This window comes from Nocardia sp. CNY236, assembly GCF_000482385.1.
Taxonomy (GTDB): domain Bacteria; phylum Actinomycetota; class Actinomycetes; order Mycobacteriales; family Mycobacteriaceae; genus Nocardia.
In genome coordinates this window covers 19235-45026 of sequence record NZ_AXVD01000011.1, presented here as the reverse complement: position 1 = coordinate 45026, position 25792 = coordinate 19235, and the positions used below count along the sequence as shown (strand labels likewise).

The 25792-nt window shown below is 66.7% G+C and carries 23 protein-coding genes and 1 pseudogene; 11 read left to right on the top strand and 13 right to left on the bottom strand.

Features of this window, described 5'->3' with window-relative positions; genetic code table 11:
* Positions 1 to 23 precede the first annotated feature (23 nt).
* Both K940_RS0108530 and K940_RS27475 read left to right on the top strand, forming a co-directional pair.
* Entirely contained in the window at positions 24 to 1592 is a 1569-nt protein-coding gene (locus K940_RS0108530) for a DNA-3-methyladenine glycosylase 2 family protein (RefSeq protein ID WP_028477185.1), read from the top strand.
* A complete protein-coding gene (locus K940_RS27475; protein ID WP_369797484.1) occupies positions 1589 to 2191 on the top strand; it encodes a methylated-DNA--[protein]-cysteine S-methyltransferase in 603 nt (200 codons plus the stop codon). Before K940_RS0108530 ends, K940_RS27475 begins: the two co-directional genes overlap by 4 nt.
* Here the strand turns inward: K940_RS27475 and K940_RS0108520 are convergent.
* Positions 2167 to 5235 carry an AAA family ATPase gene (locus K940_RS0108520; protein WP_028477184.1) on the bottom strand — a complete coding sequence of 1023 codons (3069 nt, stop codon included), beginning with the start codon at positions 5233 to 5235 and terminating at the stop codon, positions 2167 to 2169. The genes K940_RS27475 and K940_RS0108520 overlap by 25 nt on opposite strands.
* Before the next feature lie 31 nt (positions 5236 to 5266).
* Positions 5267 to 6451: an exonuclease SbcCD subunit D gene (locus K940_RS0108515; protein WP_028477183.1), complete on the bottom strand. Its 1185-nt coding sequence runs from the start codon at positions 6449 to 6451 to the stop codon at positions 5267 to 5269.
* Between the two features lie 123 nt (positions 6452 to 6574).
* Between K940_RS0108515 and K940_RS0108505 the strand changes: the two genes are divergently transcribed.
* Positions 6575 to 7363: a DUF6542 domain-containing protein gene (locus K940_RS0108505; RefSeq protein WP_028477182.1), complete on the top strand. Its 789-nt coding sequence runs from the start codon at positions 6575 to 6577 to the stop codon at positions 7361 to 7363.
* A gap of 42 nt (positions 7364 to 7405) precedes the next feature.
* Here K940_RS0108505 and K940_RS0108500 read toward each other — a convergent pair whose 3' ends face one another.
* Positions 7406 to 8416, bottom strand: a complete 1011-nt coding sequence (locus K940_RS0108500) for a 4-hydroxy-3-methylbut-2-enyl diphosphate reductase (RefSeq protein ID WP_028477181.1) — start codon at positions 8414 to 8416, stop codon at positions 7406 to 7408.
* 299 nt (positions 8417 to 8715) lie between these two features.
* Here K940_RS0108500 and K940_RS0108495 point away from each other — a divergent pair, with 299 nt between their 5' ends.
* The 3 genes from K940_RS0108495 to K940_RS0108485 all read left to right on the top strand — a co-directional run bounded on the left by K940_RS0108495 (position 8716) and on the right by K940_RS0108485 (position 10990).
* The gene (locus tag K940_RS0108495; protein ID WP_028477180.1) at positions 8716 to 9378 is read left to right on the top strand and encodes a lipid droplet-associated protein; all 663 of its coding nucleotides are present in this window, start codon (positions 8716 to 8718) and stop codon (positions 9376 to 9378) included.
* Positions 9379 to 9473: 95 nt separating this feature from the next.
* On the top strand, positions 9474 to 10712 hold the full coding sequence (xseA, locus tag K940_RS27470; RefSeq protein WP_051407026.1) for an exodeoxyribonuclease VII large subunit: 1239 nt from the start codon (positions 9474 to 9476) through the stop codon (positions 10710 to 10712).
* A 62-nt stretch (positions 10713 to 10774) separates the two neighbouring features.
* Positions 10775 to 10990 (top strand): exodeoxyribonuclease VII small subunit, encoded by a 216-nt coding sequence (locus tag K940_RS0108485; protein ID WP_028477179.1) that lies wholly within the window; start codon positions 10775 to 10777, stop codon positions 10988 to 10990.
* Between the two features lie 28 nt (positions 10991 to 11018).
* On the opposite strand, the gene K940_RS0108480 is transcribed toward K940_RS0108485, so the two are convergent.
* Positions 11019 to 11585, bottom strand: a complete 567-nt coding sequence (locus K940_RS0108480; protein WP_081706244.1) for a DUF4245 domain-containing protein — start codon at positions 11583 to 11585, stop codon at positions 11019 to 11021.
* 200 nt (positions 11586 to 11785) lie between these two features.
* On the opposite strand from K940_RS0108480, the gene glpX reads away from it, so the two are divergent.
* Together glpX and K940_RS0108470 are read left to right on the top strand one after the other, a co-directional pair.
* Positions 11786 to 12829 carry a class II fructose-bisphosphatase gene (gene glpX, locus K940_RS0108475; RefSeq protein WP_028477177.1) on the top strand — a complete coding sequence of 348 codons (1044 nt, stop codon included), beginning with the start codon at positions 11786 to 11788 and terminating at the stop codon, positions 12827 to 12829.
* A 106-nt stretch (positions 12830 to 12935) separates the two neighbouring features.
* Positions 12936 to 14339: a class II fumarate hydratase gene (locus tag K940_RS0108470; RefSeq protein WP_028477176.1), complete on the top strand. Its 1404-nt coding sequence runs from the start codon at positions 12936 to 12938 to the stop codon at positions 14337 to 14339.
* Between the two features lie 48 nt (positions 14340 to 14387).
* On the opposite strand, the gene K940_RS0108465 is transcribed toward K940_RS0108470, so the two are convergent.
* The 3 genes from K940_RS0108465 to K940_RS0108455 all read right to left on the bottom strand — a co-directional run bounded on the left by K940_RS0108465 (position 14388) and on the right by K940_RS0108455 (position 17416).
* Positions 14388 to 15245: an acyl-ACP desaturase gene (locus K940_RS0108465; RefSeq protein ID WP_028477175.1), complete on the bottom strand. Its 858-nt coding sequence runs from the start codon at positions 15243 to 15245 to the stop codon at positions 14388 to 14390.
* Between the two features lie 115 nt (positions 15246 to 15360).
* Positions 15361 to 15912: an LGFP repeat-containing protein gene (locus K940_RS0108460; protein WP_036528025.1), complete on the bottom strand. Its 552-nt coding sequence runs from the start codon at positions 15910 to 15912 to the stop codon at positions 15361 to 15363.
* Between the two features lie 184 nt (positions 15913 to 16096).
* Positions 16097 to 17416 carry a PhoH family protein gene (locus K940_RS0108455; protein ID WP_036528024.1) on the bottom strand — a complete coding sequence of 440 codons (1320 nt, stop codon included), beginning with the start codon at positions 17414 to 17416 and terminating at the stop codon, positions 16097 to 16099.
* A 420-nt stretch (positions 17417 to 17836) separates the two neighbouring features.
* Between K940_RS0108455 and K940_RS0108450 the strand changes: the two genes are divergently transcribed.
* The gene (locus K940_RS0108450; protein ID WP_028477172.1) at positions 17837 to 18109 is read left to right on the top strand and encodes a hypothetical protein; all 273 of its coding nucleotides are present in this window, start codon (positions 17837 to 17839) and stop codon (positions 18107 to 18109) included.
* Positions 18110 to 18115: 6 nt separating this feature from the next.
* Here the strand turns inward: K940_RS0108450 and K940_RS0108445 are convergent, their stop codons facing one another.
* The 3 genes from K940_RS0108445 to K940_RS0108435 form a co-directional block, all read right to left on the bottom strand.
* Positions 18116 to 18538, bottom strand: coding sequence for a limonene-1,2-epoxide hydrolase family protein (locus tag K940_RS0108445; protein ID WP_028477171.1), 423 nt, complete (start codon positions 18536 to 18538; stop codon positions 18116 to 18118).
* A gap of 109 nt (positions 18539 to 18647) precedes the next feature.
* Complete coding sequence (gene glyA, locus K940_RS0108440; protein WP_028477170.1) at positions 18648 to 19943, bottom strand: serine hydroxymethyltransferase; 1296 nt, start codon at positions 19941 to 19943, stop codon at positions 18648 to 18650.
* A 54-nt stretch (positions 19944 to 19997) separates the two neighbouring features.
* Positions 19998 to 21197: a hypothetical protein gene (locus tag K940_RS0108435; protein WP_028477169.1), complete on the bottom strand. Its 1200-nt coding sequence runs from the start codon at positions 21195 to 21197 to the stop codon at positions 19998 to 20000.
* A gap of 177 nt (positions 21198 to 21374) precedes the next feature.
* Here K940_RS0108435 and coaA point away from each other — a divergent pair, with 177 nt between their 5' ends.
* The gene (gene coaA / locus K940_RS0108430) at positions 21375 to 22307 is read left to right on the top strand and encodes a type I pantothenate kinase (RefSeq protein ID WP_028477168.1); all 933 of its coding nucleotides are present in this window, start codon (positions 21375 to 21377) and stop codon (positions 22305 to 22307) included.
* 64 nt (positions 22308 to 22371) lie between these two features.
* Here the strand turns inward: coaA and K940_RS0108425 are convergent, their stop codons facing one another.
* On the bottom strand, positions 22372 to 23187 hold the full coding sequence (locus tag K940_RS0108425) for an isoprenyl transferase (protein WP_051407006.1): 816 nt from the start codon (positions 23185 to 23187) through the stop codon (positions 22372 to 22374).
* A gap of 120 nt (positions 23188 to 23307) precedes the next feature.
* On the opposite strand from K940_RS0108425, the gene K940_RS0108420 reads away from it, so the two are divergent.
* Positions 23308 to 23991 carry a hemolysin III family protein gene (locus K940_RS0108420; protein ID WP_369797488.1) on the top strand — a complete coding sequence of 228 codons (684 nt, stop codon included), beginning with the start codon at positions 23308 to 23310 and terminating at the stop codon, positions 23989 to 23991.
* A 17-nt stretch (positions 23992 to 24008) separates the two neighbouring features.
* On the opposite strand, the gene K940_RS0108415 is transcribed toward K940_RS0108420, so the two are convergent.
* Both K940_RS0108415 and K940_RS32255 read right to left on the bottom strand, forming a co-directional pair.
* Positions 24009 to 25613 carry an NAD(P)/FAD-dependent oxidoreductase gene (locus K940_RS0108415; RefSeq protein WP_081706229.1) on the bottom strand — a complete coding sequence of 535 codons (1605 nt, stop codon included), beginning with the start codon at positions 25611 to 25613 and terminating at the stop codon, positions 24009 to 24011.
* A 63-nt stretch (positions 25614 to 25676) separates the two neighbouring features.
* Positions 25677 to 25781 (bottom strand): annotated as a pseudogene (locus K940_RS32255) (IS5/IS1182 family transposase); the annotation flags it as partial.
* Between the last annotated feature and the right edge of the window lie 11 nt (positions 25782 to 25792).

The window sequence follows — 25792 nt, the reverse complement described above, 5'->3', positions numbered from 1 at the left end:
CCATCGTGGTGGGGGTGAGCATTATGGCATTGGATTTCGAACGGTGCTACCGGGCGGTGTCGACCCGAGACGCTCGATTCGACGGGCAATTCTTCATCGCGGTGAAGACCACCAGAATCTACTGCCGTCCTTCGTGTCCTGCGATCACCCCCAAACGGGCCAATGTGTCTTTCGTCCCGACAGCGGCGGCGGCGCAGCAAGCGGGCTACCGCGCCTGCAGGCGCTGCCTGCCGGACGCGACGCCGGGTTCACCGCTGTGGAACACGCGCGCCGATCTTGCCGCTCGTGCGATGCGGCTGATCGGCGATGGTGTCATCGAACGCGGCGGAGTACCCGCACTGGCTTCCGTGCTCGGCTACTCCCAGCGCCAACTGACCCGGGTGCTGACCGCCGAACTGGGCGCCGGCCCCCTGGCCCTGGCTCGAGCTCACCGAGCGCACACCGCACGACTTCTGATCCAGACCACCGCGATGCCGATGTCCGATATCGCGTTCGCCGCGGGATTCGCCTCCATCCGTCAGTTCAACGACACGGTGCGCGAAATCTTCACCGTCAGCCCCACCACCATGCGTGCGGAGGCGCAGCGGACACCCTCCCGGACCGCGACGCACCCTGCGGCGTCGGTCAACGGATCGCTGACGCTGCGCCTCCCGTATCGACAGCCGCTGGACCGCGCCTGGTTGGAGTGGTTTCTGTCCACGCACATCGCCCCCGGCATGGAGTTGTGGGACAACGGTACCTACACCAGAAACCTGCGCACACCACACGGCCACGCCACTGCACGCCTGAGTTTCCAGCACCAGCACGTACGAGCGGAGCTCACCCTGCACGACATGCGCGATCTGGCCCCGACTGTGGCGCGGGTGCGGCATCTGCTGGATCTCGATGCCGACCCCGTCGGCATCGACGAGGCGCTGCGTATCGGACCCCTGTCGTCGATCGCGTACCCGCCCCTCGACGGCCCGTCGGACACCGATACTCCGACCGGTGGGCCGTTGACCAGCCACCCGGCAGTGCTCACCCCAGGGATTCGCGTGCCCGGCTGCCTCGACGCCGGCGAGTTGCTGCTGCGCACCATGATCGGGCAGCAGATCTCGGTATCGGCTGCCGCAACGCACACAGCACAGCTGGTCGACGCGTTGGGCGAACCGGTGAACGGGCCGCTGCCACTGCTGTTTCCCACACCGGAGGCGATCGCCGAACGTGGCCCCGAGGTCTTGACCGGCCCGGCACGGCGCGTGCGCGCGATCACGGCAGTCGCGGCGGCACTCGCCTCCGGTGAACTGCACCTGCATGCAGGGCGCACAGCAGCCGATCTGCGCCGCGAATTGCTCGCATTGAATGGCGTCGGGCCATGGACAGCCGACTACGTGATCATGCGACTGCTGGCCGACCCGGATGTCTTGCTCGGTACCGATCTGGTCGTTCGTCGGGGCGCGGTCCTGCTCGGCATCGACCTGGGCGACACCGCACGATGGGCGCCGTGGCGGTCGTACCTGTCGATGCACTTGTGGCGGGCGGCGCTGGGCCATCGAGTCGCCTCGTCGAACGACCTCGTTTCCACCAGTCCGAAAGGCAGTGCCGAACAGTGAACGCACGCAACGAAGACCACATCGAATTCGACGGATCAGCGGTTTCCACAGCCGATGTCGCGGTTGCCGACACCCCGGTCGGCCCGTTCACCGTGCTCGTCGACTCCGACGGGGCGGTCCTGGCCTCCGGATGGACTTCCGATGCACAACTCTTGCGCACCCTGATCCATCCCGCACTGCGCCCGACCCGGCTGCAATATCGCGATGCGCTCGGCACCGTGACTGCAGCGGTCACCGCCTATCACGCGGGCGAGGTCACCGCGATCGACTCGATTCCGGTTCGCCAGCAGTCCGGCCCGTTCTCGACGCATGCCTGGGAGGTGCTGCGCACGGTCCCGGCGGGCAGCCCACTCAGCTATGCCGAACTCGCCGCCCGCTCCGGCCGGCCGAAGGCGATTCGCGCCGCGGCCAACGCCTGTGCGCGCAACGCGGTCGCATTGTTCGTCCCGTGCCATCGCGTGCTGCGCACCGGCGGCGCGCTCACCGGCTTCCGCTGGGGATTGCCGGTGAAACGCTGGCTGCTCGACCACGAACACGAGGGTCCAGGGCAACTGATCGGCAGCGCTGCCCTGGGTCAGGTGACACTCGCCCGCAGGTGAGAGCCGGCGCGGCCGCGAACCACATGGAGTCGGTTGGGTATCCGTTGACGCATCTCGTCGACATGACTGACCACGCCGACCACCCGCCCGCCGGCGCGCAGGTCGTCGAGCACGCCCATCACGGCGTCGAGGCTGTCGGGGTCCAATCCGCCGAAACCCTCGTCGATGAACAGGGTGTCGAGCATGATGCCGCCGGATTCGGCGGCGACCGTGTCGGCCAGGCCGAGCGCCAAGGACAGCGCAGCCATGAAGGTTTCGCCGCCGGACAGCGTGTGCGCCGGGCGGACGGCGCCGGTGTAGTCGTCGCGGATGTCGAGGCCGAGCCCGCCGCGGCGACCGCGCGGCCCCGCTGCGTCGGAATGGACGAACTCGTAGCGACCGCCGGACATTCGGCGCAACCGCACCGAGCCCGCCTGCGCCACCTCCTCGAGCCGAGCAGCCAGAGCATAGGAATGCAATGACATGCGCCGATTGTTGGCACCCCGGCCGGCCACCACGTCGGCGAGGGAGTTCAATTCGTCGAATGCGTGCGCAACGGGGGCGATCCTGTCCACCGCGGCCCAGAGCTGGCTGCTGAGTTCCTCGAGCCGGTCGACCCGCGTACCGGCCTCGGCATGGGCGGCGACCGCGGTGTTCAGCGCCGCCTGTGCGGTCGCGACGTGCGCATCCAGCTCAGCCGGGTCGCCGGGCTCGAACGCCGCCACCGCCTGGATCTCCGGTTCGGCCAGTACGGCTTCGGCATGCGCTCGCGCCCGATCGGCCGACACGAGCTCGGCGTCGATCTCGTCTTGCCGCTGGGCCGTCCGTGAGGCCGCGGTCACGACCGTCGCGCAGGCGCGCACACGCGCCACCGCGTCGGTCGCCACATCGTCGGCTCCCGACACGTCCGGCTCGGGCGCCATACCCGCTGCAGCAGTGAGCTCCGCCACGCGGTCGGCCAGTATCGACACCTGCTCGCGGGCTGTCTTCGCCTGCGCGCGAACGTCCCGCACGGCGGTGGCCTCGGTGATCGAGGCGGTGAGCCGAGAGCGCCGGCGGTCGATGGTCTCGTCGGCGCCGGCCGCGGCGGCCAACCGCTCGGTGAGCTCGGTGCGCCGCATCTGCAAGGATGCGATGGTCGCGGCGGCCGCGGCGCGGCGACTCGCGCATTCGCGCAGCTCCTCGTGCAATCGCGCCTCGTCGGTACGCAAGCGAGCGAGTTCGATGGCCAGGCCATCGGCCTGATCGGCCAACGCGGCCGAGTCGTCGTAGCGCACGGTCGCCGCACGCAGCGCGGCGGCGACCGCTACGCGGTCGGTGTCGCCGCCGCGGGCGACCAACACTTCGATCGTGCGCTCGAGTTCGGCGATTCGAGCTCGCGCACGATCCCAGTCGGCTTCTGCCGAGCGCTCGGCCGCTGCCGCCTGTTGCTCCTGGTGTTCGGATACCGCTGTGGCGGCCGGCCGTGCGCGCGCGGGATGCTCCACCGAGCCACAGACCGCGCACGGTGCGTCGTCGACCAGCTCACCGGCCAGTTCAGCAGCCATTCCGGCCAATCTGCGCTCGCGGAGGTCCAGCACACGTTCCTTGGCAGTGAGATGAGCGCTACGGGCGGCATCGAATTCGGCCCTGGCCTGGTCGAATGTCTCTCGGCACATGGCCAGTTCGACTGCGGCGGTCGCAATGGTCTGCAAGCGCTCGACGTCCGCGTTCAGTCCGGGCAACGCCGCGGCCGCCTCGGTTGCTTCCCGCAGATCGGCGTCGGCCGTTGCCAGCGCGTCGGGCAACTGCTCACGACGTGCGGTGAGCTGGCGGATGCGGGTATCCAACGCCGCGTCCTCAGAGTGGAGAGCACGCAAATCGCCGTCGATGCGGGTGGCGCTGTCGGCGTCGGCACGCATCTCGTCCAGCCCACCGATCTGCCCGCTCCACCGTTGAATCGCCGCGTCGACATCGGCGTCGGCACGCACCTGGGTGTGGGCGCCGGGCTCGAGCAGTTCGCTCCCACCGAGTCCGGCACTCGCCGGTTGCGCGAGCCGGGCCGCCAAACGCTGCACGGCGTCGCGTTCTTCCCCGTCCGCGCGCTGCATGGTCCGGACGGCCGTGCGCGCCTCGTCGATGGCGGCGCCGACCTCTTCGGCGCGCCGCGCCAGGTCGAGTTCGACGCGCAGCGCCGTGCGCCGTTGCGCGCCGGCCGCGTGTTCATCGAGCTGGCGCCGCGCGGTGGTGGCACGGGTGTGCAGTTCGTTCAGTCGACGTTGCCGTTCGGCCTGTTCCCGGGTCCGCGTCACCGCTTGCTGACACCGGTCGACGTCCGCGACCGCAGTCTCCAGATCGGCGCGAGCGGCCGACAACAGATGCTGCGACCAGGTGGTGGATTCGGCCGCGCCCACTGCATCCGAGACTCCGGCGGCCGCGCCCACCTGGATGATCAGTCGTTCGATACCGTCGGTGCGCGCGTCCAGGTCGGCGCGAGCGGCGCGACGCCGATCGGCAAGCCACTGCTCGGCTGCGCCGAAGCGCGCGGTGTCGAACAACTTCTCGAGCAACTTTTCCCGGTCTTCGTTGTCCGCCCGCAGAAATCGCGCGAAGTCCCCCTGCGGCAGCAGCACCACTTGAAAGAACTGGTCGGCACTCATACCGAGCAGGCGGAGCACCTCCTCGCCGATATCGGTGATCCGAGCCAGATTTTCGCCGTGACCGTCCAGCCAGGCCAAGGTCGCTTTGGCGGGGATGGTGCGCATGCCGGTGCCGTCACGCTTGGGTCGCGCGAATTCGGGGCTGCGGGTCAGGCGTAGTCGGCGACCGCCCATGGTGGCCTCGAGCACCACCAGCGGCGGCGTCGTTTTCGAGGCGTGATCGGAGTGCAGCCGCTTGCCCTCGGCACGCGCGCCGGGCACTCTGCCGTAGAGCGCGAAGGCGATGGCATCCAACACTGTGGTCTTGCCTGCTCCGGTGCGGCCGTGCAACAGGAACAGCCCATCGGCGCCGAGCGCATCGAAATCGACGACGGTGGTGTCGGCGAACGGACCGAACGCGGTCATCTCGAGTGTGTGCAGCCTCATACTGCGCCCACCCCCGGCGTCGGTGCGACGCTCACGCGGACTGCTCTGCCGAGGCGGTCGCGGCCGAGTGTTCGCCTCCGTACTCGCCTTCGGCGACAGCAGCGCTCAGTGCGCGTTCCAGCCAGGTCACCTCGCCCGCACTCGGCGTTCGGTGCACATCGAGCAGAAAGCTTCGAGCGACATCCAGATCACGACGTCCGTGCACCCGCTCACGGTAGCGCAGTTGTGGGTGTCCCTGCGGGCGAGCCCATTCCATGTGCACGGCATGGGGAAACCGCTCGCGCAGCTTACGCATGGCATCGACCGGACGAGTGGTGTCGGTGAGCACCGCGGCGACGTAGTGGTCTTCGGCGGCAGCGTACTTCGCGTCGTTCACCAGCTCATCCAGGGTCCCGGTGAGTTTGCTCAGTTCCCGGACCGACGGCAGATCCCGCCGGCGCACCGACTGCAGGCCCGAGGCATCGAGGTCGACGATCCAGATCGCCTTGCGCTGCGCGTTCTCGGCGAACGAATACGGCAGCGGTGAACCACAGTAGCGCACCGCGTGCGCCACTGTCTGTGGCCCGTGTAGGTGCCCCAGCGCCACGTAGTCGATTCCGTCGAATGCGGCCAACGGCACCGTCTCCACCCCGCCGACCGAGATCGGCCGCTCCGATCCGGTGGCCTGGCCACCGACCACGAAGGCGTGCGCAAGCACCACGGTGCGCGCACCCGGCCGCTGCACGATGTCCGCGCGGACCCGGGCCATCGCCGCCGCCATGATCTCGGCATGCGAGCGGGCGTGCGGCACACCGAGTTCGGCGCGGGTGATCTCCGGTTCCAGGTAGGGGATGCCATAGCAGGCCACGACCCCGTGCTGGTCACGAAGAAGCACCGGGCGGTCGGCGTCGGCGACGGCAGTGCGCAGATGCAGTCCACCCGCCGCGGCGAAGCTCGCACCCGCACCCAGGCGGGCGGGTGAATCATGGTTGCCCGCGGTGACGACGATCTCGGCCCCGGCCGCGCGAATGGCCTCCAGCGCTCGGTTGCACACCGCGATCGCGGCGGCGCTGGGAATGGATCGGTCGTACACGTCGCCCGACACCAGCACCACGTCGACCGATTCCTCGGCCACCACCTGGGCGATCGTGGCGAGTGCGCGAGTCTGGTCGGCGAGCAGATCGACCCCGTGGAACGTCCGCCCGATGTGCCAGTCCGAGGTATGCAGCATCCGCATGCCGCGAACCGTAGATCAAGTCACCGACAGACTCCAGTCGTCGACCTGCTCGGCGCCGGCCGCCACCGGGCCGATCGCCGTGCCGTCCTCGTGCCGCACAGACCAGCAACTAGTGTGCACATTGTGGCTGCTTCCCAACGCGTGCGATCCCGGGTGCCCGCGCCGCACCGTTCGATCCTGCCGTCGATGCCGGGCATCCCGGCCGGTGGGGCGATCCTGCTCGCGGTCGCCTGCGCGTTCGTCGGGTTCATGATCGACGCAGCCGGCGGCGGCGGTGAACTGACCGGCACCTTTGCCGTGCTGTACACCATAGGCTGTGTGGTAGCCGTTTCCGTGGTGCGCTACCGGGGGCTGTTCAGCACGATGGCTCTGCCGCCCTTGCTGCTGTTCGTCGCGGTTCCCTCGGCCTACTGGCAGCTCACCGGACAGGCTTCGACCTCGGTGAAGGACATCCTGCTGAACCTGGCGGTCCCGCTGGTGAACCGATTCCCGACCATGATGGTGGCCACGATCATCGTCCTGCTGCTCGGCGGCGCACGCGTCGTGCTGCACCGGCAGACCGCGCCCGCGACGCCCGAGACCGGACGCAGGGCCGGACGGGGCACTGCGCGCGGCACCAAGGCCACGTCCGGCCGAACCACCAGCAACCGTGCAGCGGCTGCCCGCCGAGGCGGTCCCCGCTCGAAGGACTCGTCCCGGCGCGCCGACACTGCCACGCGCAGCACGCGTCGAACCAGCGACGCACAGCCACCCGCCCGAGCGCGCACCGGCCGCCCGCGGCCCGGCGGCGCACCGCAACAGACCCGGGCCGTGCCTCGTGCCGGCGGTGAACCAGCCCGCGGGGCCGGTCGCCGCGACCTGCCGCCGCGTCCTCAACCCACTGTGCGCTACCGCGACCGGCAGGAGCGGTAGGTAGTCGGTCTCACGACCGCCGGCAACCGCGCAGCGCCCGGTTCAGCGACGAGCGTCGCGCAGTTCTCGGGGAAGCGCGAAGACGAGGGTCTCGTTGGCCGTGGTGACCGGCTGGACATCGCCGAATCCGTACTCGGCCAACATGTCCAAGACACCGCGGACCAGCACCTCTGGAACCGACGCGCCGGAGGTGATCCCGATGGTGCGCACGCCGTCCAACCAGGCGGGATCGACCTCGCGGGCGTAGTCGACCAGATGGGCTGCCGTGGCCCCCGCCCCGAGCGCCACTTCGACCAAACGCACCGAATTCGAGGAGTTGCGTGATCCGACCACGATCACCAGATCGCATTCCGGCGCCATCGCCTTGACCGCTACCTGACGATTCTGCGTGGCATAGCAGATGTCGTCGCTGGGCGGATCCTGCAAATCGGGGAATCGCTCCCGCAGCCGCTGCACCGTCTCCATGGTCTCGTCCACGCTCAACGTGGTCTGCGAAAGCCAGATCACCTTCGATTCGTCGCGCACGCTGACCGTGGCGACCGCGTCCGGTCCGTCGACCAACTGAACATGCTCGGGCGCTTCGCCGGCGGTTCCCTCGACTTCCTCATGGCCGTCGTGACCGATCAACAGGATGTCGTAGTCGTCACGCGCGAACCGCTTGGCCTCCTGATGCACCTTGGTCACCAAGGGACAGGTCGCGTCGATGGTGTGCAGCCCGCGGGCCGCGGCGGACTCGTGCACCGCGGGGGAAACGCCGTGCGCGGAGAACACGACCACCGCGTTTTCGGGCACTTCGTCGGTCTCGTCGACGAAGATCACGCCACGCTCGCGCAGCGTCTGCACCACGTGCCGGTTGTGCACGATCTCCTTACGCACGTATATCGGCGCGCCGTGTTTGTCCAATGCCTTTTCCACGGTTTCCACCGCGCGATCGACGCCGGCGCAGTACCCGCGTGGCTCGGCGAGCAACACGCGCTTTTCTCCACCGGGGTCGGCGTTCGTGACGGCTGCCGAGCGGGCGATACCGACGTTCAAGGGAATGGCCGCTGACATGCACACAGGATACGTGCGACCCGGGCGGCCACCACGTCCGGGAGCTGCGCGTGCGGTCGTGTCGCGCCCGGGCAGATTCCGCGACCCACCGGCCCGGAGGCGTACCCCGATCTCGATGTCCACGACCACGGCGCGATGGGCCTGTGAAACGTGAAGGATATGGCCGAACGGATTATTCTCCCCCTATGATCACGGCGCCGACCAATTCCGGCCGATCCGTCGCACACCACCGCGACCGATTACCCGAACCGCGCATACACGTCCTTTGCATGGCACGCCTTTTCAGGCAGGCTAGGACCATGTTTCGACCACCCTTTCTGGCCCGCGTCGCCGTCGGCACCGCCGTATACGCGCTCGAGGAAACCCGCCGGCTACCCACGGCGGCAATGAATTTCCCGATCACGGCCGTCAGTCGGATGCTGCAGACGACGATGCACGCCCAACAGTTCGTGACCAGCCTGGCCCTGAAGGGCGATGCGGTTTTCGACCGACTCGCCGAACGCCCGGTCGAAAATCCGGAATGGGCCACATTCGACGACGATGTGTCCGACGCACCGAGTGCCGCCGCCCGTACCAGTCGCTTCGACAACTACTCGGTCGATGACGACCCCGAACCATTGCGCACCGCCGAATCCTTCCCCGTGAAAGATTCCGTTCGGGTCACCGAGACCAACGGCCACGCCCGTGCCGACACCGAGACGAAACTCACCGAGCCGACAATCGAATCCGCTCCCGAACCCGCCCCGGAACAGCCCGAAATCGCCGCACCGGAAATCGTCGCACCAGAAATCGCCGTCCGCTACGACTACGCCAATATGACCCTCGCTCAGCTACGCGCCCGACTGCGCATGCTGACCGTCGAAGACCTCGCTTCGCTGCTGGAGTACGAGCAGCACACCCGCGCCCGAGCGCCGTTCGTGACCATGCTGACGAACCGGATCGCCACTGTGCGAGCGCAGTGACCGATCCCCGGAACCCTCCGTCGTCCACGGTTGGCCGGCAGGCCCCCGGCCAACCCGTTGGCGCACCGGCCAATTCTGCCGAGCATCCCTGGCCGGTGCGCTCGGTGGCCGTCAAGGTCGCCCAGTGGATCGACCGACTCGGCAGCATCTGGGTGGAGGGGCAGATCACCCAGATCAACCTGCGGCCCGGCACACGCACCGCATTCCTGGTACTGCGCGACCCCTCCGCGGACATGTCGCTGTCGCTGACCTGCGATCCGAATCTCGTCCGCGACTCCCCCGTCCCATTGCACGAAGGCAGCCGGGTGGTGGTCTACGGCAAACTGTCCTTCTTCACCGGACGCGGCACGATTTCGTTGCGCGTCATCGAGATTCGCCCGGTCGGTGTCGGTGAACTGCTGGCCCGCATCGAACGCCTGAAAGCACTGCTGGACGCGGAAGGCTTGTTCGATCCCCGGCTCAAGCGCTCGATTCCCTTCCTGCCCGCGACGATCGGCCTGATCACCGGTCGCGCGAGCGCCGCAGAGCGCGACATCCTCGCCGTCGCGCGAAACCGTTGGCCCGCAGTACGTTTCGAGATCCGAAATACCGCTGTGCAGGGTCCCTCGGCGGTACCGCAGATCCTCACCGCGTTGACCGAGCTCGATCGCGACGCGACCGTGGACGTGATCGTGCTCGCACGCGGCGGCGGCAGCGTCGAAGACCTGCTGCCCTTCTCCGACGAGGCGCTGTGCCGCGCCATCGTGGCGGCCACCACCCCGATCGTGAGCGCGATCGGCCACGAACCCGACAACCCGCTGACCGATTTCGTCGCCGACCTGCGGGCGGCCACCCCCACCGATGCCGCCAAACGCGTGGTGCCGGACGCGGCTGCCGAACTGTCGGATGTCCGAGACCTGCGCGCCCGCGCCGCCGCGGCGTTGCGCGGCTGGGTGGACCGAGAGAACGCCACGCTCACCCACGTGCGATCTCGGCCCGTGCTCGCCGACCCGCTGCGCGATATCGGTCACCGCCACGACGAGATCGAGCGGTTGCGCACCGCAGCGCGCCGCAGCGCCGAGCTACTCGTGCGCACCGAATCCACCACCACGGCGCACCTGCGGGAGAAGCTGACCGCGGTGGGCCCGGCGGCGACGCTGGCCCGTGGTTACGCTGTCGTACAGCGCGTCACCGGCCCACAACGGCACGTGGTGCGCTCTATCGACGATGCGCCTCCAGGCAGCCAACTGCGCGTCCGGGTCACCGATGGCGCGATCACGGCTGCTGCGCTCGGCTCCGAGGCGCTCGGTGCACAGGCGGCGGGCGCAACGAACACCGATCCCGGGAGGAACTGATCGTGGCCGAGTCCGGCGAGTCCACCGATACCAGCGCGGCAGGAGCCGATCCGAGCGGTGAGCTGGCCGAAATCGCCGATTTCGGCTACGAACGCGCCCGCGACGAACTGGTCGAGGTGGTGCGACTGCTCGAACAGGGCGGTCTCGACCTGGACGAATCGCTCGCCTTGTGGGAACGCGGCGAAGCGCTGGCCAACCGCTGTGAACAGCATCTGGCCGGCGCCCGCAAGCGAGTTGCGGACGCGCTGCACCGTAGTGACCTGGAGCGACAGCAATAGCGAGCACGCCGACACCACGGCCGCAGGTTCAGGGTCGTAGCGGCTCGGCGGCGGTGATCGCCGTGGCGAGCGTGGTGAACGCTGCCTGGTCGCCCGCACCGGTGATCAGCACCCGAGACCGGCCGAAATCGGCGATCCACGCGGTCTCCGCACCCGGCTCGGCGTAGACCGTCCACTGCTGGGCGGCGATCTTCTCGGTACCGCTGGCATACCGCGACCCGAGCTCGAACCGCGACAGCGCCTCTTCGGTCGCGCTGCTCTGGGTGAATCGCATGTAGGTGCCCTGCTCGGTGAGGTATCCCACGGTGCTCACCGGTCCGCCTCCGGTCCCGCCGATGGACTCGCGGCTGCCGGAGTTGGGTGTCCATTCCGCGGGCACGACCGGATGTCGGATCGGGAACGGCAGGGTGCGCGCGTCGGCGGTGAGCGCCGCCCGCACGTCGAAGTGCGGAATCTGGCCTTGTGTCGGTCCGTTCGCCGCGAAACTGCACTGGCTGGCCAGTCCTGCGAACACCACGGCGAGCAACACCAACGGGATCAGGGACCAGAACAGATCCCGATAATCGTTCATGATGCGCGGCTTCTGGTTCGACACGCTCTCAGTATCCACTCCCCGCCAGCTGGAGGCCGAGCACCCCGTATCACTCGGAGCGGTGTACGCACCCGGTGCACTCAGGGCGCAAGCACCCGGTGCCACACAGGGGCGCAAGCACCCGGTGCCACTCAGGGGTGTACGACCGTGCCAAATCGAATGAGACAATCGATCGGTACCCACCGACACAGGAGGCACCCGCTATGACGGCAACTTCCCCGACAGCGAGCCGCCGCGAGGCGCCCGACCGAAATCTCGCGCTCGAGTTGGTCCGCGTGACCGAGGCCGGCGCGATGGCCGCGGGCCGGTGGGTCGGACGCGGTGACAAGGAGGGGGGCGACGGGGCCGCGGTCGATGCCATGCGACAGCTGGTCAGCTCGGTGTCCATGCGCGGTGTCGTGGTGATCGGCGAAGGGGAGAAGGACGAAGCGCCGATGCTGTACAACGGCGAGGCCGTGGGCGACGGCACCGGCCCGGAGGTGGACTTCGCCGTGGACCCGATCGATGGGACGACCCTGATGTCCAAGGGCTCGGCCGGCGCGATCTCCGTGCTGGCGGTCGCCGAACGGGGCTCGATGTTCGACCCGTCCGCGGTGTTCTACATGCACAAGATCGCCGTCGGCCCGGATGCCGCCGACGTCATCGACATCTCGGCTCCGATCGGCGAGAACATCAACCGGGTCGCCAAGGCCAAGAACTCGTCGAAGTCCGACCTGACCGTCTGTATCCTGGACCGTCCCCGACATGCGGAGCTCATTCAGCAGGTCCGTGATGCCGGGGCTCGCATTCGCCTGATCTCCGATGGCGATGTCGCGGGCGCGATCGCCGCCGCACGCCCGGACTCCGGCACCGACATCCTGGTCGGCATCGGTGGCACCCCCGAGGGCATCATCGCCGCGGCTGCCATGCGGTGTATGGGCGGCGCGCTGCAGGCCACGCTCGCCCCGAAAGACGACGAAGAGCGGCAGAAAGCCATCGACGCCGGGCACGACCTCGACCGCGTGCTGCGGACCGAGGATCTGGTCTCCGGGGAGAACGTCTTCTTCTCCGCCACCGGGGTCACCGATGGCGACCTGCTGCGCGGTGTGCGCTACTTCGGCGGCGGCGCCTCGACGCATTCGATCGTGATGCGCTCCAAATCGGGTACGGTCCGCATGATCGACGCCTACCACCGCTTGACCAAGCTGCACGAGTATTCGTCGGTCGACTTCATCGGCGACGAGCACGCGGTCCCGCCGATGCCGTAGATCTCGGACCCCGGGGGATGGTCCGGATTCACCGCACCGGGGCGGTAGCGCGAGTTGTTCAGGGTGGCGATCCGAGGGCCGATGGCCGCGGCATAGGGTCGGAGGTATGACCGAGCAGACGCAGTATCGCATCGAGCGGGACACGATGGGCGAGGTTCGAGTTCCGGTGGACGCGTTGTGGCGGGCGCAGACCCAGCGCGCAGTGGAGAACTTCCCGATCAGTGGACGCGGTCTGGAGCGTACGCAAATTCGTGCACTCGGCCTGCTGAAGGCGGCCTGCGCCACGGTGAACCGCGACCTGGGTTTGCTCGAGGGGGCGAAGGCAGACGCCATTGTCGCAGCGGCGAACGAGATCGCCGCGGGCATGCACGACGACCAGTTTCCGATCGACGTGTTCCAAACCGGGTCCGGCACCAGTTCCAACATGAACGCCAACGAGGTGATCGCGTCACTGGCCGAGGCGAAGGGCGTGGTGGTCCACCCGAACGACGATGTGAACATGTCGCAGTCGTCCAACGACACCTTCCCCACCGCGACTCATCTCGCGGCCACCGAAGCGATCATCACCGAGCTGGTTCCGGCGCTGGATCATCTGCGGCTGGCTTTGTTGGACAAGTCCGTCGAATGGCGCACCGTGGTGAAGTCCGGCCGCACCCATCTGATGGACGCCGTACCGATCACCCTCGGTCAGGAGTTCGGTGGGTACACCCGCCAGGTCGCCGCGAGCATCGATCGCATCATGGCGGCGTTGCCGCGCCTCGGTGAGCTGCCGATCGGCGGCACGGCGGTCGGCACCGGACTGAACGCACCCGACGGTTTCGGCGCGTTGGTGGTTGCCGAGCTGACGCGCGCCACCGGGATCGACACCCTGCGCGAAGCCGAGGATCATTTCGAGGCGCAGGCCGCGCGGGACGGCCTGGTCGAAACGTCCGGTGCGCTGCGCACGATCGCGGTGAGCCTGACCAAGATCGCCAACGATATTCGCTGGATGGGCTCGGGGCCACTGACCGGGTTGGCCGAAATCCAACTGCCCGATCTGCAGCCGGGCAGCTCCATCATGCCCGGGAAGGTGAATCCGGTTCTTCCCGAAGCGGTTACTCAGGTCGGCGCGCAGGTCATCGGCAATGACGCTGCGGTCGCCTTCGCCGGCGCCAACGGCGCGTTCGAGCTGAATGTGTACATCCCGGTGATGGCCCGCAATCTGCTGGAGTCGATTCACCTGCTGGCCACCGTCTCGCGACTGTTCGCCGACAAATGCGTGTGCGGTCTGGTGGCGAACGTCGAGCGTCTGCGTACGCTGGCCGAGTCCTCGCCGTCGATCGTCACGCCGCTGAACTCCGCGATCGGATACGAACAGGCGGCCGCGGTCGCCAAAGAGGCCCTGCGCGACCAGAAGACGATTCGTCGAACCGTCATCGACCGCGGCCTGCTCGGCGAGACGCTGACCGAAGCCGAACTGGATCGCCGTCTGGACGTGCTGGCGATGACGAAGGCGACCGAACGCGACTGAGCGCATTCCCTGGGCCGAGTGTTCCCCGGGCCGGGGCATTCGGGGCGCTCAGTCGCGCAATTCGCTCAGTTCGGCGCGCGCCAGTTCGCCCTCGGGTCCGAAATCGGTGCGGGTGAACACGTTCCACCGGCGCAACAGCGGTGCGAACACCAGCGCGCCTTCCTGCGCGCGATCGTAGACCCCGACCTCGGCCAACATCTCGTCACTGGTGCGGCCGTCGGCCAGCGTCACCGTGGGGATCTGGAAGTCGGCCACCCGATCGGCGACGGCACGCATGGTCTGGTCGGGCGCCCGGTCGAATGCCGCGGCGACCAGATCAGCGAACAACGCCGACTGAATTTCGTCATCGCGCGCAATCCGTTCGGCGATCGCGGTGACCTGAGGGTTCTCCCCGAGGGCCGCGATATTGCGGTGCCGAATCGCGCTGGCGGCCTCTTCGAACGCGCAGTTGGCGACCGCATCGAGAAGGTGCATCGCGGGGCGGCGGAAGCCCTTCGTCATGTGCACCATGCGCAGCCGCTCCAATTCCTCCGGATCGACTGCTCTGGTGACCACGAGGTAGTCGCGAATCATGATCGCGTGGCGGTTTTCCTCGGCCGTCCATCGGCCGACCCAGCGCCACCAGGGACCCGAACGCATGTGCTTTCCGACTTCACGGTGATATGCCGGCAGGTTGTCGGCCACCAGAACGGACACCGTCAGCGCGAGCTTGGCGGTATCGCTGAGCTCGGACTGCTCCGGCGTCCAGTCGTCGCCGCCGAGGAAGGCAAAGTTTCGCCCCTGGTCCCACGGCACGAAGTCGTGTGGCTGCCATCCCTCGGCGGTGTCGACATGTGTGCGCAGAATCACTTCGACGTCCACGGCCAACGTTTCGAGAAGTTCACGGTCGGTCAGGAGAGTGTGCACCGGAACAACCTAGCGGCTCGACTGGCATGACGGGAAGAAATGGACACGATCCATCGACAACCTGCACCGGAGGAGATGCGGCCGTGACCCGCGGCGGGGTATCCCCACCGCGGGGTCACAACTTCGGCCTGATGGTGATGTCGCCATCCACCCACATGATGATGCCGCCGGCGAAATCGCTGCGCTTACCGCCGGGGATGTCGTACTCGTCACTGATCGGGTGGCCGAGTTTCCCTTTCGCGCCGCCGATCTCCTCCCATGCTTTGCGAATCTCGCCCCAGACGATATACGGCTCGGCGCCCCGGGCCGCATAGATCGTGCCGCCGGCGAAGTGCTGGTATTCGCCGGCGTCGGGGCCACTCTCTTCGGCTCCCAGCGGCAGGCCGAGCGGACCTGCCGGACCGCCGCTGCGAACGAATTTGTGGTAAATATCACCTGAGACGGTGATTTCACCGTCCGCCGTCACGATCCTGGTCTCCTCCGCGCCCACGGCGCCGGGGGCGCCCGCTTCGCCCCCGGGTGTCGGCGCGGCAGCGGCTGCACCGGTGAGCACCAGGTCGGCCGGGCGGGCGGCATCGTCGTCGCCCTCCGCGCAACCAGCCACGACCAGCCCGGTCGCAGTCAGTGCCACAGTCAAGCCAGCCGTTCGTCGAGCGAAGTGGTGCATGTCCATCCTCTCGCACTGGGCTACTGGCACACCGCGATCGCCATGACGCGGCTCGTAGCCTGGGCAGTTGTCGGCGACAGCCCGGTGAGCGCCCATTGATCACCGGGCCATATCGAACAGCTATTGCGGCGGATACTACTCGCCGAACACGCCCTGCTACACGTCGCTGGACGACGCGCCCGAATCAGAGGTTGGGACCGTATTCCTCCAACATTTCCGTGACCAGCGCCGCGATCGGCGAACGCTCACTACGACTCAAGGTGATGTGTGCGAAAAGCGGGTGCCCTTTGAGCTTCTCGATCACCGCCGCGACGCCGTCGTACCGACCCACCCGGAGATTGTCACGCTGGGCGACATCGTGGGTGAGCACCACCCGCGACCCGGTTCCGAGCCGGCTGAGCACCGTGAGCAACACATTGCGCTCCAGTGATTGTGCTTCGTCGACGATCACGAACGAATCGTGCAGCGACCGGCCGCGAATATGGGTCAGCGGCAACACCTCCAACATGCCGCGACCGAGCACCTCGTCCATCACTTCGCGGCTCGCCAGCCCGTCGAGCGTATCGAAGACCGCCTGTGCCCACGGCCCCATCTTCTCGCTCTCGGTACCGGGCAGATAGCCCAGGTTTTGGCCGCCGACGGCGTACAGCGGACGGAAGACCACCACCTTGCGCTGCGTACGACGCTCCAACACCGCCTCCAGGCCAGCGGTCAACGCCAGCGCCGACTTGCCTGTGCCGGCCCGACCGCCGAGCGACACGATGCCGACCTTCTCGTCCAACAACAAATCCAGCGCGACCCGCTGTTCGGCGGAACGACCGTGCAAGCCGAACGCCTCTCGCTCGCGCACCAGCCGCACCCGCTTGTCCGGGGTGACACGACCGAGCGCGCTGGCGCTGCCCCCGAGCAACCGGATACCGGTGTGACAGGGCAATTCTCGGGCGTCGTCGAGGTCGATCACCGATTCGGCATAGAGCTGACCGACCTGGGCAGCGCTGACATCCACCTCCACCATGCCGACCCATCCGGAGGTGATCACGTCTTGCGCGTGGTATTCGTCGGCGGACAAACCGACCGCGCTGGCGGTGACCCGCAACGGGACATCTTTGGACACCAACACCACGTCGCGGCCCTCGGCTGCCAGATTGAGCGCGCAGGCCAGGATACGAGAGTCGTTGGTGTCGGTACGAAAACCGGCCGGAAGGACCGCGGGGTCGGTGTGGTTGAGTTCCACCTGCAATGTCCCCCCTTCGGTGCCGATCGGAACCCGCTGGTCCAATCGGCCGTACTGCAGCCGCAGGTCGTCCAGATTGCGCAGCGCTTCCCTCGCGAACCAGCCGATTTCATGGTGGTGTCGCTTGGATTCGAGCTCACCGATGACCACCAGGGGTAGTACGACGTCGTGTTCGCCGAACCTGGTGAAGGACCAGGGATCCGACAACAACACCGAGGTGTCGAGGACGAATGCCTTTCCGGGCCTGGGAGAGGGGCTGGCTCCCTTCACGGCGGCTGCGCCTGCTGCGGAGCGGGAGTGCGCCGAGGGAGCGGATACGGAGCGTGCATCAGTCACGGTGGGCTCCTCTGTGTTCGTGCGAACTCGCACGAACGGTCTCGCTGGACCGGTCCGTCCTGTCGACCCGACGGTGCCGTCAGTGCCGCCAGGGCCGGGCGCCGGCCCCTCGCACCGAAAGCTCAGCCACGGTCAGGACCTCCCGTACGAGCCACACCGCCGCGGCCCGCATACCCGACGCTACCTGTGAACCGCGCGTGTGCGCCCGGCGAAGCAAAAGCCGGTCCGTGAATTTGTCGTAAACCGCAGCGTTGCGCGGGCCGGGCTCGATCGGCGTCGGCGGGCAATCCTGCTATGGCGGCGCGATTCATCGCATGGTCGCGAGCGTCCGAGCCGACGGTTAGAGTCGCTGATATGCCCAGTGAACAGGAGCTGGCGGCGCTGTCGTCGAAAGAACTGCACGACCGTGCGATCAGGGTGGCCGTGCGCCGCGGCGATGTGAAATTTCTGTGGCGCCTGCTCACCTCGATCCCCGCCGCGGAGGCCGCTGCGGGCAATCTCGGCGAGAGCGAGGCGGACATCAAATTTGTTCTGCCCATGATCAACGACTACATCCACGCGGGCGACGGCGCGGTCGCCGAGGTGTTGCGACCGGTGTATCTGGAGTACCTCATTCAGCACTCCTGAGCCGGATCAGCGACGGCGGATCATCGCGTGCCAGAGGCCGACGAGGATACCCAGCGCCATGCTTCCCAGACTGAAGTGGTCGTACCAGAGGATGATTCGACCGTCGCGCACCTCGTAGGTGCCGGCCACCCAGAACTTGGCACGCACCCGGCCGAGCCGCAGGTAGTCGATGCGGTCGATGAGCACCACATTGCCGTCGGCAGCGACATGGCGCATGTCGAACTCGAACCCGAGCCAACCCAGGCGCAGACCACGCATGATCGCGCCGACCCAACGGATACCTTCGACGTCGGGCAGCGAGGTGTTCTTCCAGACGATATCCGGATGCAGCAGTTCGACCACCGCTTCAGGCTCGCCCTTCTCCAGCGCCACGAACAGCTCCCGCACCGTGGTGATCGCATCCCGGGTGGGCTCGGATTCGTCGGTCATAGCTCGAGCATAGGCAGCTCGCGCCATGGCCGCAGAAACTCGAGCGCGGCGCGCTCGCTGGCCGGACCATTCCGGCATGCGCTGCTGCGCAGGCCGGAATCGGATCGGGTCAGCCCAGCAGGCGCCAGTCTTCGAGGCCGTCGTAGAGCGGAACGGCCTTGGCCAGCGCACTCACCCGAGCCCGCAGCGTATCCGGGTCCGAGCCGCCGGCCAAGGCGGTGGCGACGATGTCGGCGACTTCGGTGAACTCGCTGTCACCGAAGCCGCGGGTAGCCAGCGCAGCGGTACCGATGCGCAGTCCGGAGGTGACCATCGGCGGGCGCGGGTCGAACGGAACGGCGTTTCGGTTGACGGTGATCCCGATCTGGTGCAGCAGGTCTTCGCCTTGCTGGCCGTCGAGCTCGGAGTTGCGCAGGTCGACCAGCACCAGATGAACGTCGGTGCCGCCGGTGAGCACGGAGATGCCCTTGTCGGCGACATCGGCGGCAGTGAGCCGCTCGGCGAGCAGCTTCGCGCCGGACAGGGTGCGTTCCTGTCGGTTCTTGAACTCCTCGGTCCCGGCGATCTTCAGCGCGACGGCCTTGGCGGCGATGGCGTGCATGAGCGGACCGCCCTGCTGACCGGGGAACACCGCACTGTTCAACTTCTTGGCGAACTCCTGTTTGGCCATGATCAGGCCGGAGCGCGGACCGCCCAGAGTCTTGTGCACGGTCGAGGACACGACGTCGGCGTAGGGGACCGGCGATGGATGCAAGCCGGCGGCGACCAAGCCGGCGAAGTGCGCCATATCCACCCACAGGTAGGCCCCGACCTCGTCGGCGATGGCGCGGAAGGCCGCGAAGTCCTGTTGACGCGGGTAGGCCGACCAGCCGGCCACGATCACCTTCGGGCGCGTCTCGAGCGCGGTGGCGCGCACTTCGTCCATGTCGATGCGGTGATCGCGTTCGCTCACTCCGTAGGAGTGCACCTCGTAGAGCCGACCCGAGAAGTTCAGCCGCATACCGTGGGTGAGGTGCCCGCCGTGGGCCAAGTCCAGGCCGAGCAATTTTTCACCGGGATCCATCAGCGCCATCAGCACCGCGGCGTTCGCCTGGGCGCCGGAGTGCGGCTGAACATTGGCGAATTCGGCGCCGAAGAGTTCCTTGGCACGCTCGCGCGCCAAATTCTCCACGACATCGACATGCTCGCAGCCACCGTAGTAGCGCCGGCCCGGGTAGCCCTCGGCGTACTTGTTGGTGAGGACGCTGCCCTGCGCCTGCAACACGGCCCGGGGCACGAAATTCTCCGAAGCGATCATCTCGAGGGTGTCGCGTTCGCGGGCGAGCTCGCCTGCCAATGCGGCAGCGAGCTCCGGATCGAGCTCGTCGAGAGGCTGAGAATTGACCGAAGCGATCGTCTGCGTCACGCACCTAGTCTATGGCCGCGGACCGAATGCTCGAGCAGGGGGTTCTCGAGTACGTCAGACCTCCGCGCGCACGGCGCCCGGCGTGAGCGGTTCGTCGAGCAGTCGACGGAATCGGTCGGCCCGGTCATCGGCGTCGAGGGCTCGTTCGAGCCACCCGCCCAGGAGCCGATACCCCTCCACATAGGTCGAGATATAGGCCCGCCACAGGGGCGAGGACAGGAACCGCAGTGTCTGTCGGGCTCGTTTCGGCGTCATCAATCCCCAGGTCTGCAGGAACTCCGCCACTTCGTCGGAGGTGCGCTGCCGATCGTGCAGCAGCAGTGCGGCGTCCTGCCGCACACTCAGCAGCGCGGCCGAGGCGTCCGAAAGCATCTCGGCTCGTTCGCCATCGAAGTGCAGACCGAGGTCGGCGTAGATTTTCTGCGCCCATGCGCCCCAGCCCGGCCCGATCAGGGAACGCAGCGCCAGATCGGCGAGGCCCTCGGCCATCAGGCATTGCGGGGTGTTCACCAAGAACAGGGCTTGCTCGAGCTGACCGTCGGCGACCAGACCCGCTTCCTTGCGGCAGTGCTCGGTGTGGTGGCCCGGATAGGACTCGTGCGCGATCAGGTGCGGCAGGTGCGCCATGTTCTGCTCGATGTCGGAGTTGATCGCGACTCGGGAGTGGTAGTTGCCCAGGTAGTAGTTGAACCCGGACCAGGGCTTGTCCCCGACCACCTCGTAGGTGACGTGCTCGTGATCGGGCAAGGGGTAGCGGGCGCGGACCAACTCGCGCAACGCGCTGGAAAACGCCTCCACGCAGACCGACAGGCGCTCCGGCGGGATCGCATCGGCCTTACGATGTCGGGCCAGCCGTTCGACCAACGAACCACTGCCGGCGAGCACGTCGTCCAACTGCCGGTGCGCCTGGCGATAGTCGGCCACATCGCCGGGCGCGATGTCGACGTCGAAGTAGGCGCGAACTTCGTCGACGAACCCGATGCGTTCGCCGGCGAACTTGCGGCCGGAGCACTCCAGCGCCCGCAGATGCACGTCGAGGAAAGCCACCCGCTGGGATGACAACCCGGCGTCCGGCACTGCCGCACGCAACTGCGCGGCCCGCTGGGCCAACTCGCGTGGTTCCGGCGTCGGCTCGTTCTGCACTGCCCGACGCAGTGCCGGGTCGGCGGTGTATGCGTCGACGAACCCTTCTTCGAGCCGGTCGAAGGCGAGGCCGAGCCGCAGGTATTCGAGCACGAGCGGATGCACTTCCATGGCAGCCGACAGTAGCGGGTCCGGGACATAGACCTGGTTACCGACGAGTAGCCCCACCCCGCTCCGCCCGTTCCGCCGAGACGGAGCACAATTTCGCCCATGCGGCGACACTTCGACCGAATCTCACCGAATCCGCACCGCGTTCGTGCGTGTTTGCCGACGAGGAGCGTCGGGTAAGTGCCACGAATGAGTGAGCCGAGTCCTTATGTGGAATTCGACCGAAAACAGTGGCGAACACTACGTAAGTCGACGCCCTTGGTGCTGACCGAGGAAGAACTGATCGGCTTGCGGGGCTTGGGCGAACAGATCGATCTCGAGGAAGTCGCGGAGGTCTATCTCCCACTCGCTCGTCTCATCCATCTCCAGGTGGCCGCGCGTCAACGCCTGTTCGCGGCGACCGCAACGTTCCTCGGCGAAACCCATCCGGACCGCCAGGTGCCGTTCGTGATCGGCGTCGCGGGAAGTGTCGCGGTCGGCAAGTCCACCACCGCACGCGTGCTGCAGGCGCTGCTGGCCCGCTGGGATCACCATCCGCGCGTCGACCTGGTCACCACCGACGGATTTCTCTATCCCACTGCAGAACTCGTGCAGCATGGCATCTTGCACCGCAAGGGATTCCCGGAGAGCTACGACCGCCGCAAACTGTTGCGTTTCGTCACCGAGGTGAAGTCCGGTGCGGCGGAGGTGTGCGCACCGGTGTATTCCCACATCTCCTACGACATCGTGCCCGGGAAGCTGCACTGTGTCCGCCAGCCGGACATTCTGATCGTGGAGGGGCTGAACGTGCTGCAGACCGGCCCCCGCTTGATGGTCTCGGACCTGTTCGACTTCTCGATCTACGTCGACGCGCGCATCGAAGACATCGAAACGTGGTACGTGCAACGGTTCCTCACCCTACGCGAGACCGCGTTCGCCGACCCGAACGCGCATTTCCACCACTATTCGGGATTCACCGACGAGCAGGCGACCTCCGCGGCGCGCGAGATCTGGAACAACACCAATCGTCCGAATCTGGTGCAGAACATTCTGCCGACCCGACCGCGGGCAACCCTGGTGCTGCGCAAGGACTCCGATCACACCATCAATCGACTGCGGCTGCGCAAACTGTGAGCCCGAACCAGCCATGAGCCCGCCCACATTCGGTGACGACAGCGCGTGGAACGTCCGCTCGACATCAGCCGCCGAAACGGCGATGACGCGCGGCGTAATCGCGCAGCGCCCGCAAGAAATCCACCCGCCGAAATTCCGGCCAATACGCCTCGGTGAACCAGATCTCGGAGTACGCGCTCTGCCACAACAAGAATCCGGACAGGCGCTGCTCGCCGGAGGTGCGAATCACCAGGTCGGGGTCCGGCTGTCCGGAAGTGTAGAGGTGCTGGCCGATCGCGTTCACGGTGATCGACTGAACCAGGTCCTCACCGGTCTCCCCGGCTGCGATCTCTTGCCGGACCAACGAACGGACCGCGTCGGCGATCTCTTGCCGGCCGCCATAGCCGATCGCGACGTTGACGTGCACCCCGGAGCGCCCGTCGGTGCGTTCGGCCGCAGTGCGCAGTCGCTTGGCGATCAGCTCGGGCAGACCCTCGAGCGAGCCGACGATGCGTACGCCCCAGTTCTGCTCCGGCGCGGAGAGTTCTTCGACCACGTCGGTGATCACTTCGAACAAGGTTTCGAGTTCGTCCGCGCCGCGCTGCAGGTTCTCGGTGGACAGCAGATAGACGGTCACCATTTCGATGCCCTCGGCTTCGCACCAACCGACCAGTTCGGCGATCTTCAGCGCTCCGACCCGATGACCGTGAGTGACGTCGGTGAAACCGTTCTCTCGCGCCCATCGGCGATTCCCATCACACACGACCGCGACGTGCCGGGGGTGCTGCTGGGCGGTCAGCCGCTTGGACAGCCGGGCCTCGTAGACCCGATACGGCAAGCTCCGCACCTGACTCGGGAGTTCCACGCGGGCAACCCTACGCCTCGTGGCCACACGCGGCATCGACGCCGCTACACCGGTACAGTGACCGAGAGACCATAAGTTACGGTGACGTAGGTTACCGGCGGGTCAAATAGGAGGTAACGCGTGTCCGAATCGGGCGGCGCGGTCGACGCGGCACTGATCCCAGCAGCGTCACCATCCCACAGCAAGACGCACTCCGTAGCGCTGGTCAAACCACGCATGCGCGGCTGGATCCACACCTGGGCCGTCGGCATCGCAGCCGTCGCCGCGGCCGTGCTGATCACGACGGCCGCGTCGATCTCCGCCACAGCCGGGTGGTCGACGCTGGTCTACGGCCTGACGGTGTGTGGGCTGTTCGGCATCAGCGCCACCTATCACCGGGTGACGTGGCAGACGACCCGGGCGCGGATCTGGATGAAACGGGCAGACCACTCGATGATCTTCCTGTTCATCGCGGGCAGCTACACGCCGTTCGCTCTGCTCGGGCTACCCGGACGCACCGGGCAGACCTTGCTGGCCGTGGTCTGGGCCGGCGCATTGGCCGGGGTGGCATTGAAACTGCTGTGGCCGACCGCGCCCCGCTGGGTCGGCGTTCCCCTGTATCTACTGCTGGGTTGGGCCATCGTGCCCGTCGCTGGGCAATTGACCGACCAGACCAGCACCGCACCTTTGCTCCTGCTGCTGATCGGCGGCCTGCTCTACAGCGGCGGCGCCATCCTCTACGCGACCAAATGGCCGAACCCATGGCCGGCCGTCTTCGGACACCACGAGTTCTTCCACGCCGCCACGGTGCTCGCGGCCCTGACCCACTATGTGGCGGTGTGGCTGGTCATCCTGCGCTGAACACGAGGATTCCACACCTATTCGTCAGGACGGCTTCCGACTACAGCGAAGTCGATCCCAAGGTCTGCATAGATTATTTGCGCCGCGTTTCGGCCTGGCGCCATTGTCACTCCCGGACCGGGGTGACTGCCGGATCCGCATAGATAGGCATGAGTGACCGGTGAGCGATAGAACCCCATCTCCGGTATCGGCCGCATGGCGCCGACCTGATATGGGACGAACGCTCCGTGGGAAAGCGTCCCCTGAAGGGCGCTTGGTATCTTCCGTTCCATATCCCGCGGGCTGAGAACGACTCGCTTGATGATGTTGTCCCGGAGATCCGGGATGTACTTGTCGGCCAGTAGGCCGATCACCCGATCCGCAACGAGCTCTTTCGCATCGTCCCATCGTGTTTCCTCGATCGTGCCGCCGGCATCCCCTGTGATCTCGTACGGAACAGGCTGGACCACAAGTTTCATCAATCCCGCACCCGGCGGCACACGGCTCGGATCCGCGGCAGCTTCGTTGCAGATCAGCGCAAATGGCTCTTCGGGTAAGAGACCGCTTCGCGCTTCGTAGAATATGCGGGAGAAATAATCTGACAGCCCCGGGCTCGGGTGCACATAGACGGACTGCCCGGGGATCGGCCCGGCCCTATAGTTCACCGGACTGCGCAGAGCGATATACACAACCATGACCGATTCGCCCAATTCGTACTGTCGGATCTTCGTGGTGACGGCGGTTTCGACCCGCTGCCGCCCGAGCAGGTCGAGCACCAGATTCCGGGGGTGTGCGCTCGACGCGATCAACCCTGCTCGGATCTGTTCACCGTCCCGAAGCTCGACACCGCAGGCTCTTCCGTTCTCGACGACGATCTGCTCGACGTCCGTATTCACCCGAATCTCACCGTTGTGCGCTTCGAGAAATCCAGCCAGTGCAAGCGAGAGATTTCGCATGCCGCCTTCGACGATATTGTTCCCATAGTGCTGAATCAGCATCGAGAAGAGCCACGAAATGCTCGCACCGCCGACCTCGTCGGGAGAGACACCGACGTGTACCCCCCATCCACCCAGGAGAGTCTTGGCCTCCTCCGATTCGAAGGTTTCATTACACCAGGATCTGATATTCTGCATCTGAAATCGATACTCGTCCAGGCCTCCGGGGAGGGTCCGCAGAGCTGCCGCTTCCTCGGTGAACGATGGCGGGGGGTTGTTGAAGGAAGCGCAAATCGATTCCTTCTGTTTCAAGAATTTCTGATAGAGGACGCGCCACATATCTGCATCTCTCTGTGAGTAACGCGCTATACTCCGACAAGTATCATCGAGGTTGCGATGCACAGAAACCGAGCGACCGTCGGGGAAAACATGGGATAGACCGGGATCGGGATGGATCAGCTCGAACCCATATTCCTCCAGCTGAAGTTCCTCAGGAACGGGAGAAAAGTTTGCGAATTGAATACAGCTCGCGTGCGTATCCGACTGGAACCCGGGAATGGTTGTTTCTTCTGTATTGGTCATTCCGCCAATGGAATGATATTTCTCCAGAACAAGAACTTTCAGGCCGGCTCTCGCCAGATAGCATGCGCACGTCAGTCCGTTATGGCCACTGCCGATTATGATGGCATCGTATCTGGCGGGTATCATGATCTATCCCTCCGAGCCGACGGCGAGACGGTGCTTCTTCAAATTCTACAGGCAGTGTCTTCAGGTCTCGATCTGGGCGTTTGCGCGTTCGCCCTGGCCGCGTAGCCGGGCGTGGGTCCGCTTGGCGGCCTTCTGCGATTGCGGCTTGTTGCGACCCTTGTAGTCGGACACCACGAATT

Bases quoted from the DNA above. Each gene is read 5' to 3' on its own strand.
- K940_RS0108530 (WP_028477185.1), top strand. From the start codon at position 24: ATGGCATTGGATTTCGAACGGTGCTACCGGGCGGTGTCGACCCGAGAC.
- K940_RS0108460 (WP_036528025.1), bottom strand. From the start codon at position 15,912: ATGCACCACTTCGCTCGACGAACGGCTGGCTTGACTGTGGCACTGACT.
- K940_RS0108495 (WP_028477180.1), top strand. From the start codon at position 8,716: ATGTTTCGACCACCCTTTCTGGCCCGCGTCGCCGTCGGCACCGCCGTA.
- K940_RS0108520 (WP_028477184.1), bottom strand. From the start codon at position 5,235: ATGAGGCTGCACACACTCGAGATGACCGCGTTCGGTCCGTTCGCCGAC.
- K940_RS0108450 (WP_028477172.1), top strand. From the start codon at position 17,837: ATGCCCAGTGAACAGGAGCTGGCGGCGCTGTCGTCGAAAGAACTGCAC.
- K940_RS0108470 (WP_028477176.1), top strand. From the start codon at position 12,936: ATGACCGAGCAGACGCAGTATCGCATCGAGCGGGACACGATGGGCGAG.
- K940_RS0108515 (WP_028477183.1), bottom strand. From the start codon at position 6,451: ATGCGGATGCTGCATACCTCGGACTGGCACATCGGGCGGACGTTCCAC.
- glpX (WP_028477177.1), top strand. From the start codon at position 11,786: ATGACGGCAACTTCCCCGACAGCGAGCCGCCGCGAGGCGCCCGACCGA.
- K940_RS0108445 (WP_028477171.1), bottom strand. From the start codon at position 18,538: ATGACCGACGAATCCGAGCCCACCCGGGATGCGATCACCACGGTGCGG.
- K940_RS0108500 (WP_028477181.1), bottom strand. From the start codon at position 8,416: ATGTCAGCGGCCATTCCCTTGAACGTCGGTATCGCCCGCTCGGCAGCC.
- K940_RS0108425 (WP_051407006.1), bottom strand. From the start codon at position 23,187: ATGCCGCGTGTGGCCACGAGGCGTAGGGTTGCCCGCGTGGAACTCCCG.
- K940_RS0108435 (WP_028477169.1), bottom strand. From the start codon at position 21,197: ATGGAAGTGCATCCGCTCGTGCTCGAATACCTGCGGCTCGGCCTCGCC.
- K940_RS0108415 (WP_081706229.1), bottom strand. From the start codon at position 25,613: ATGATACCCGCCAGATACGATGCCATCATAATCGGCAGTGGCCATAAC.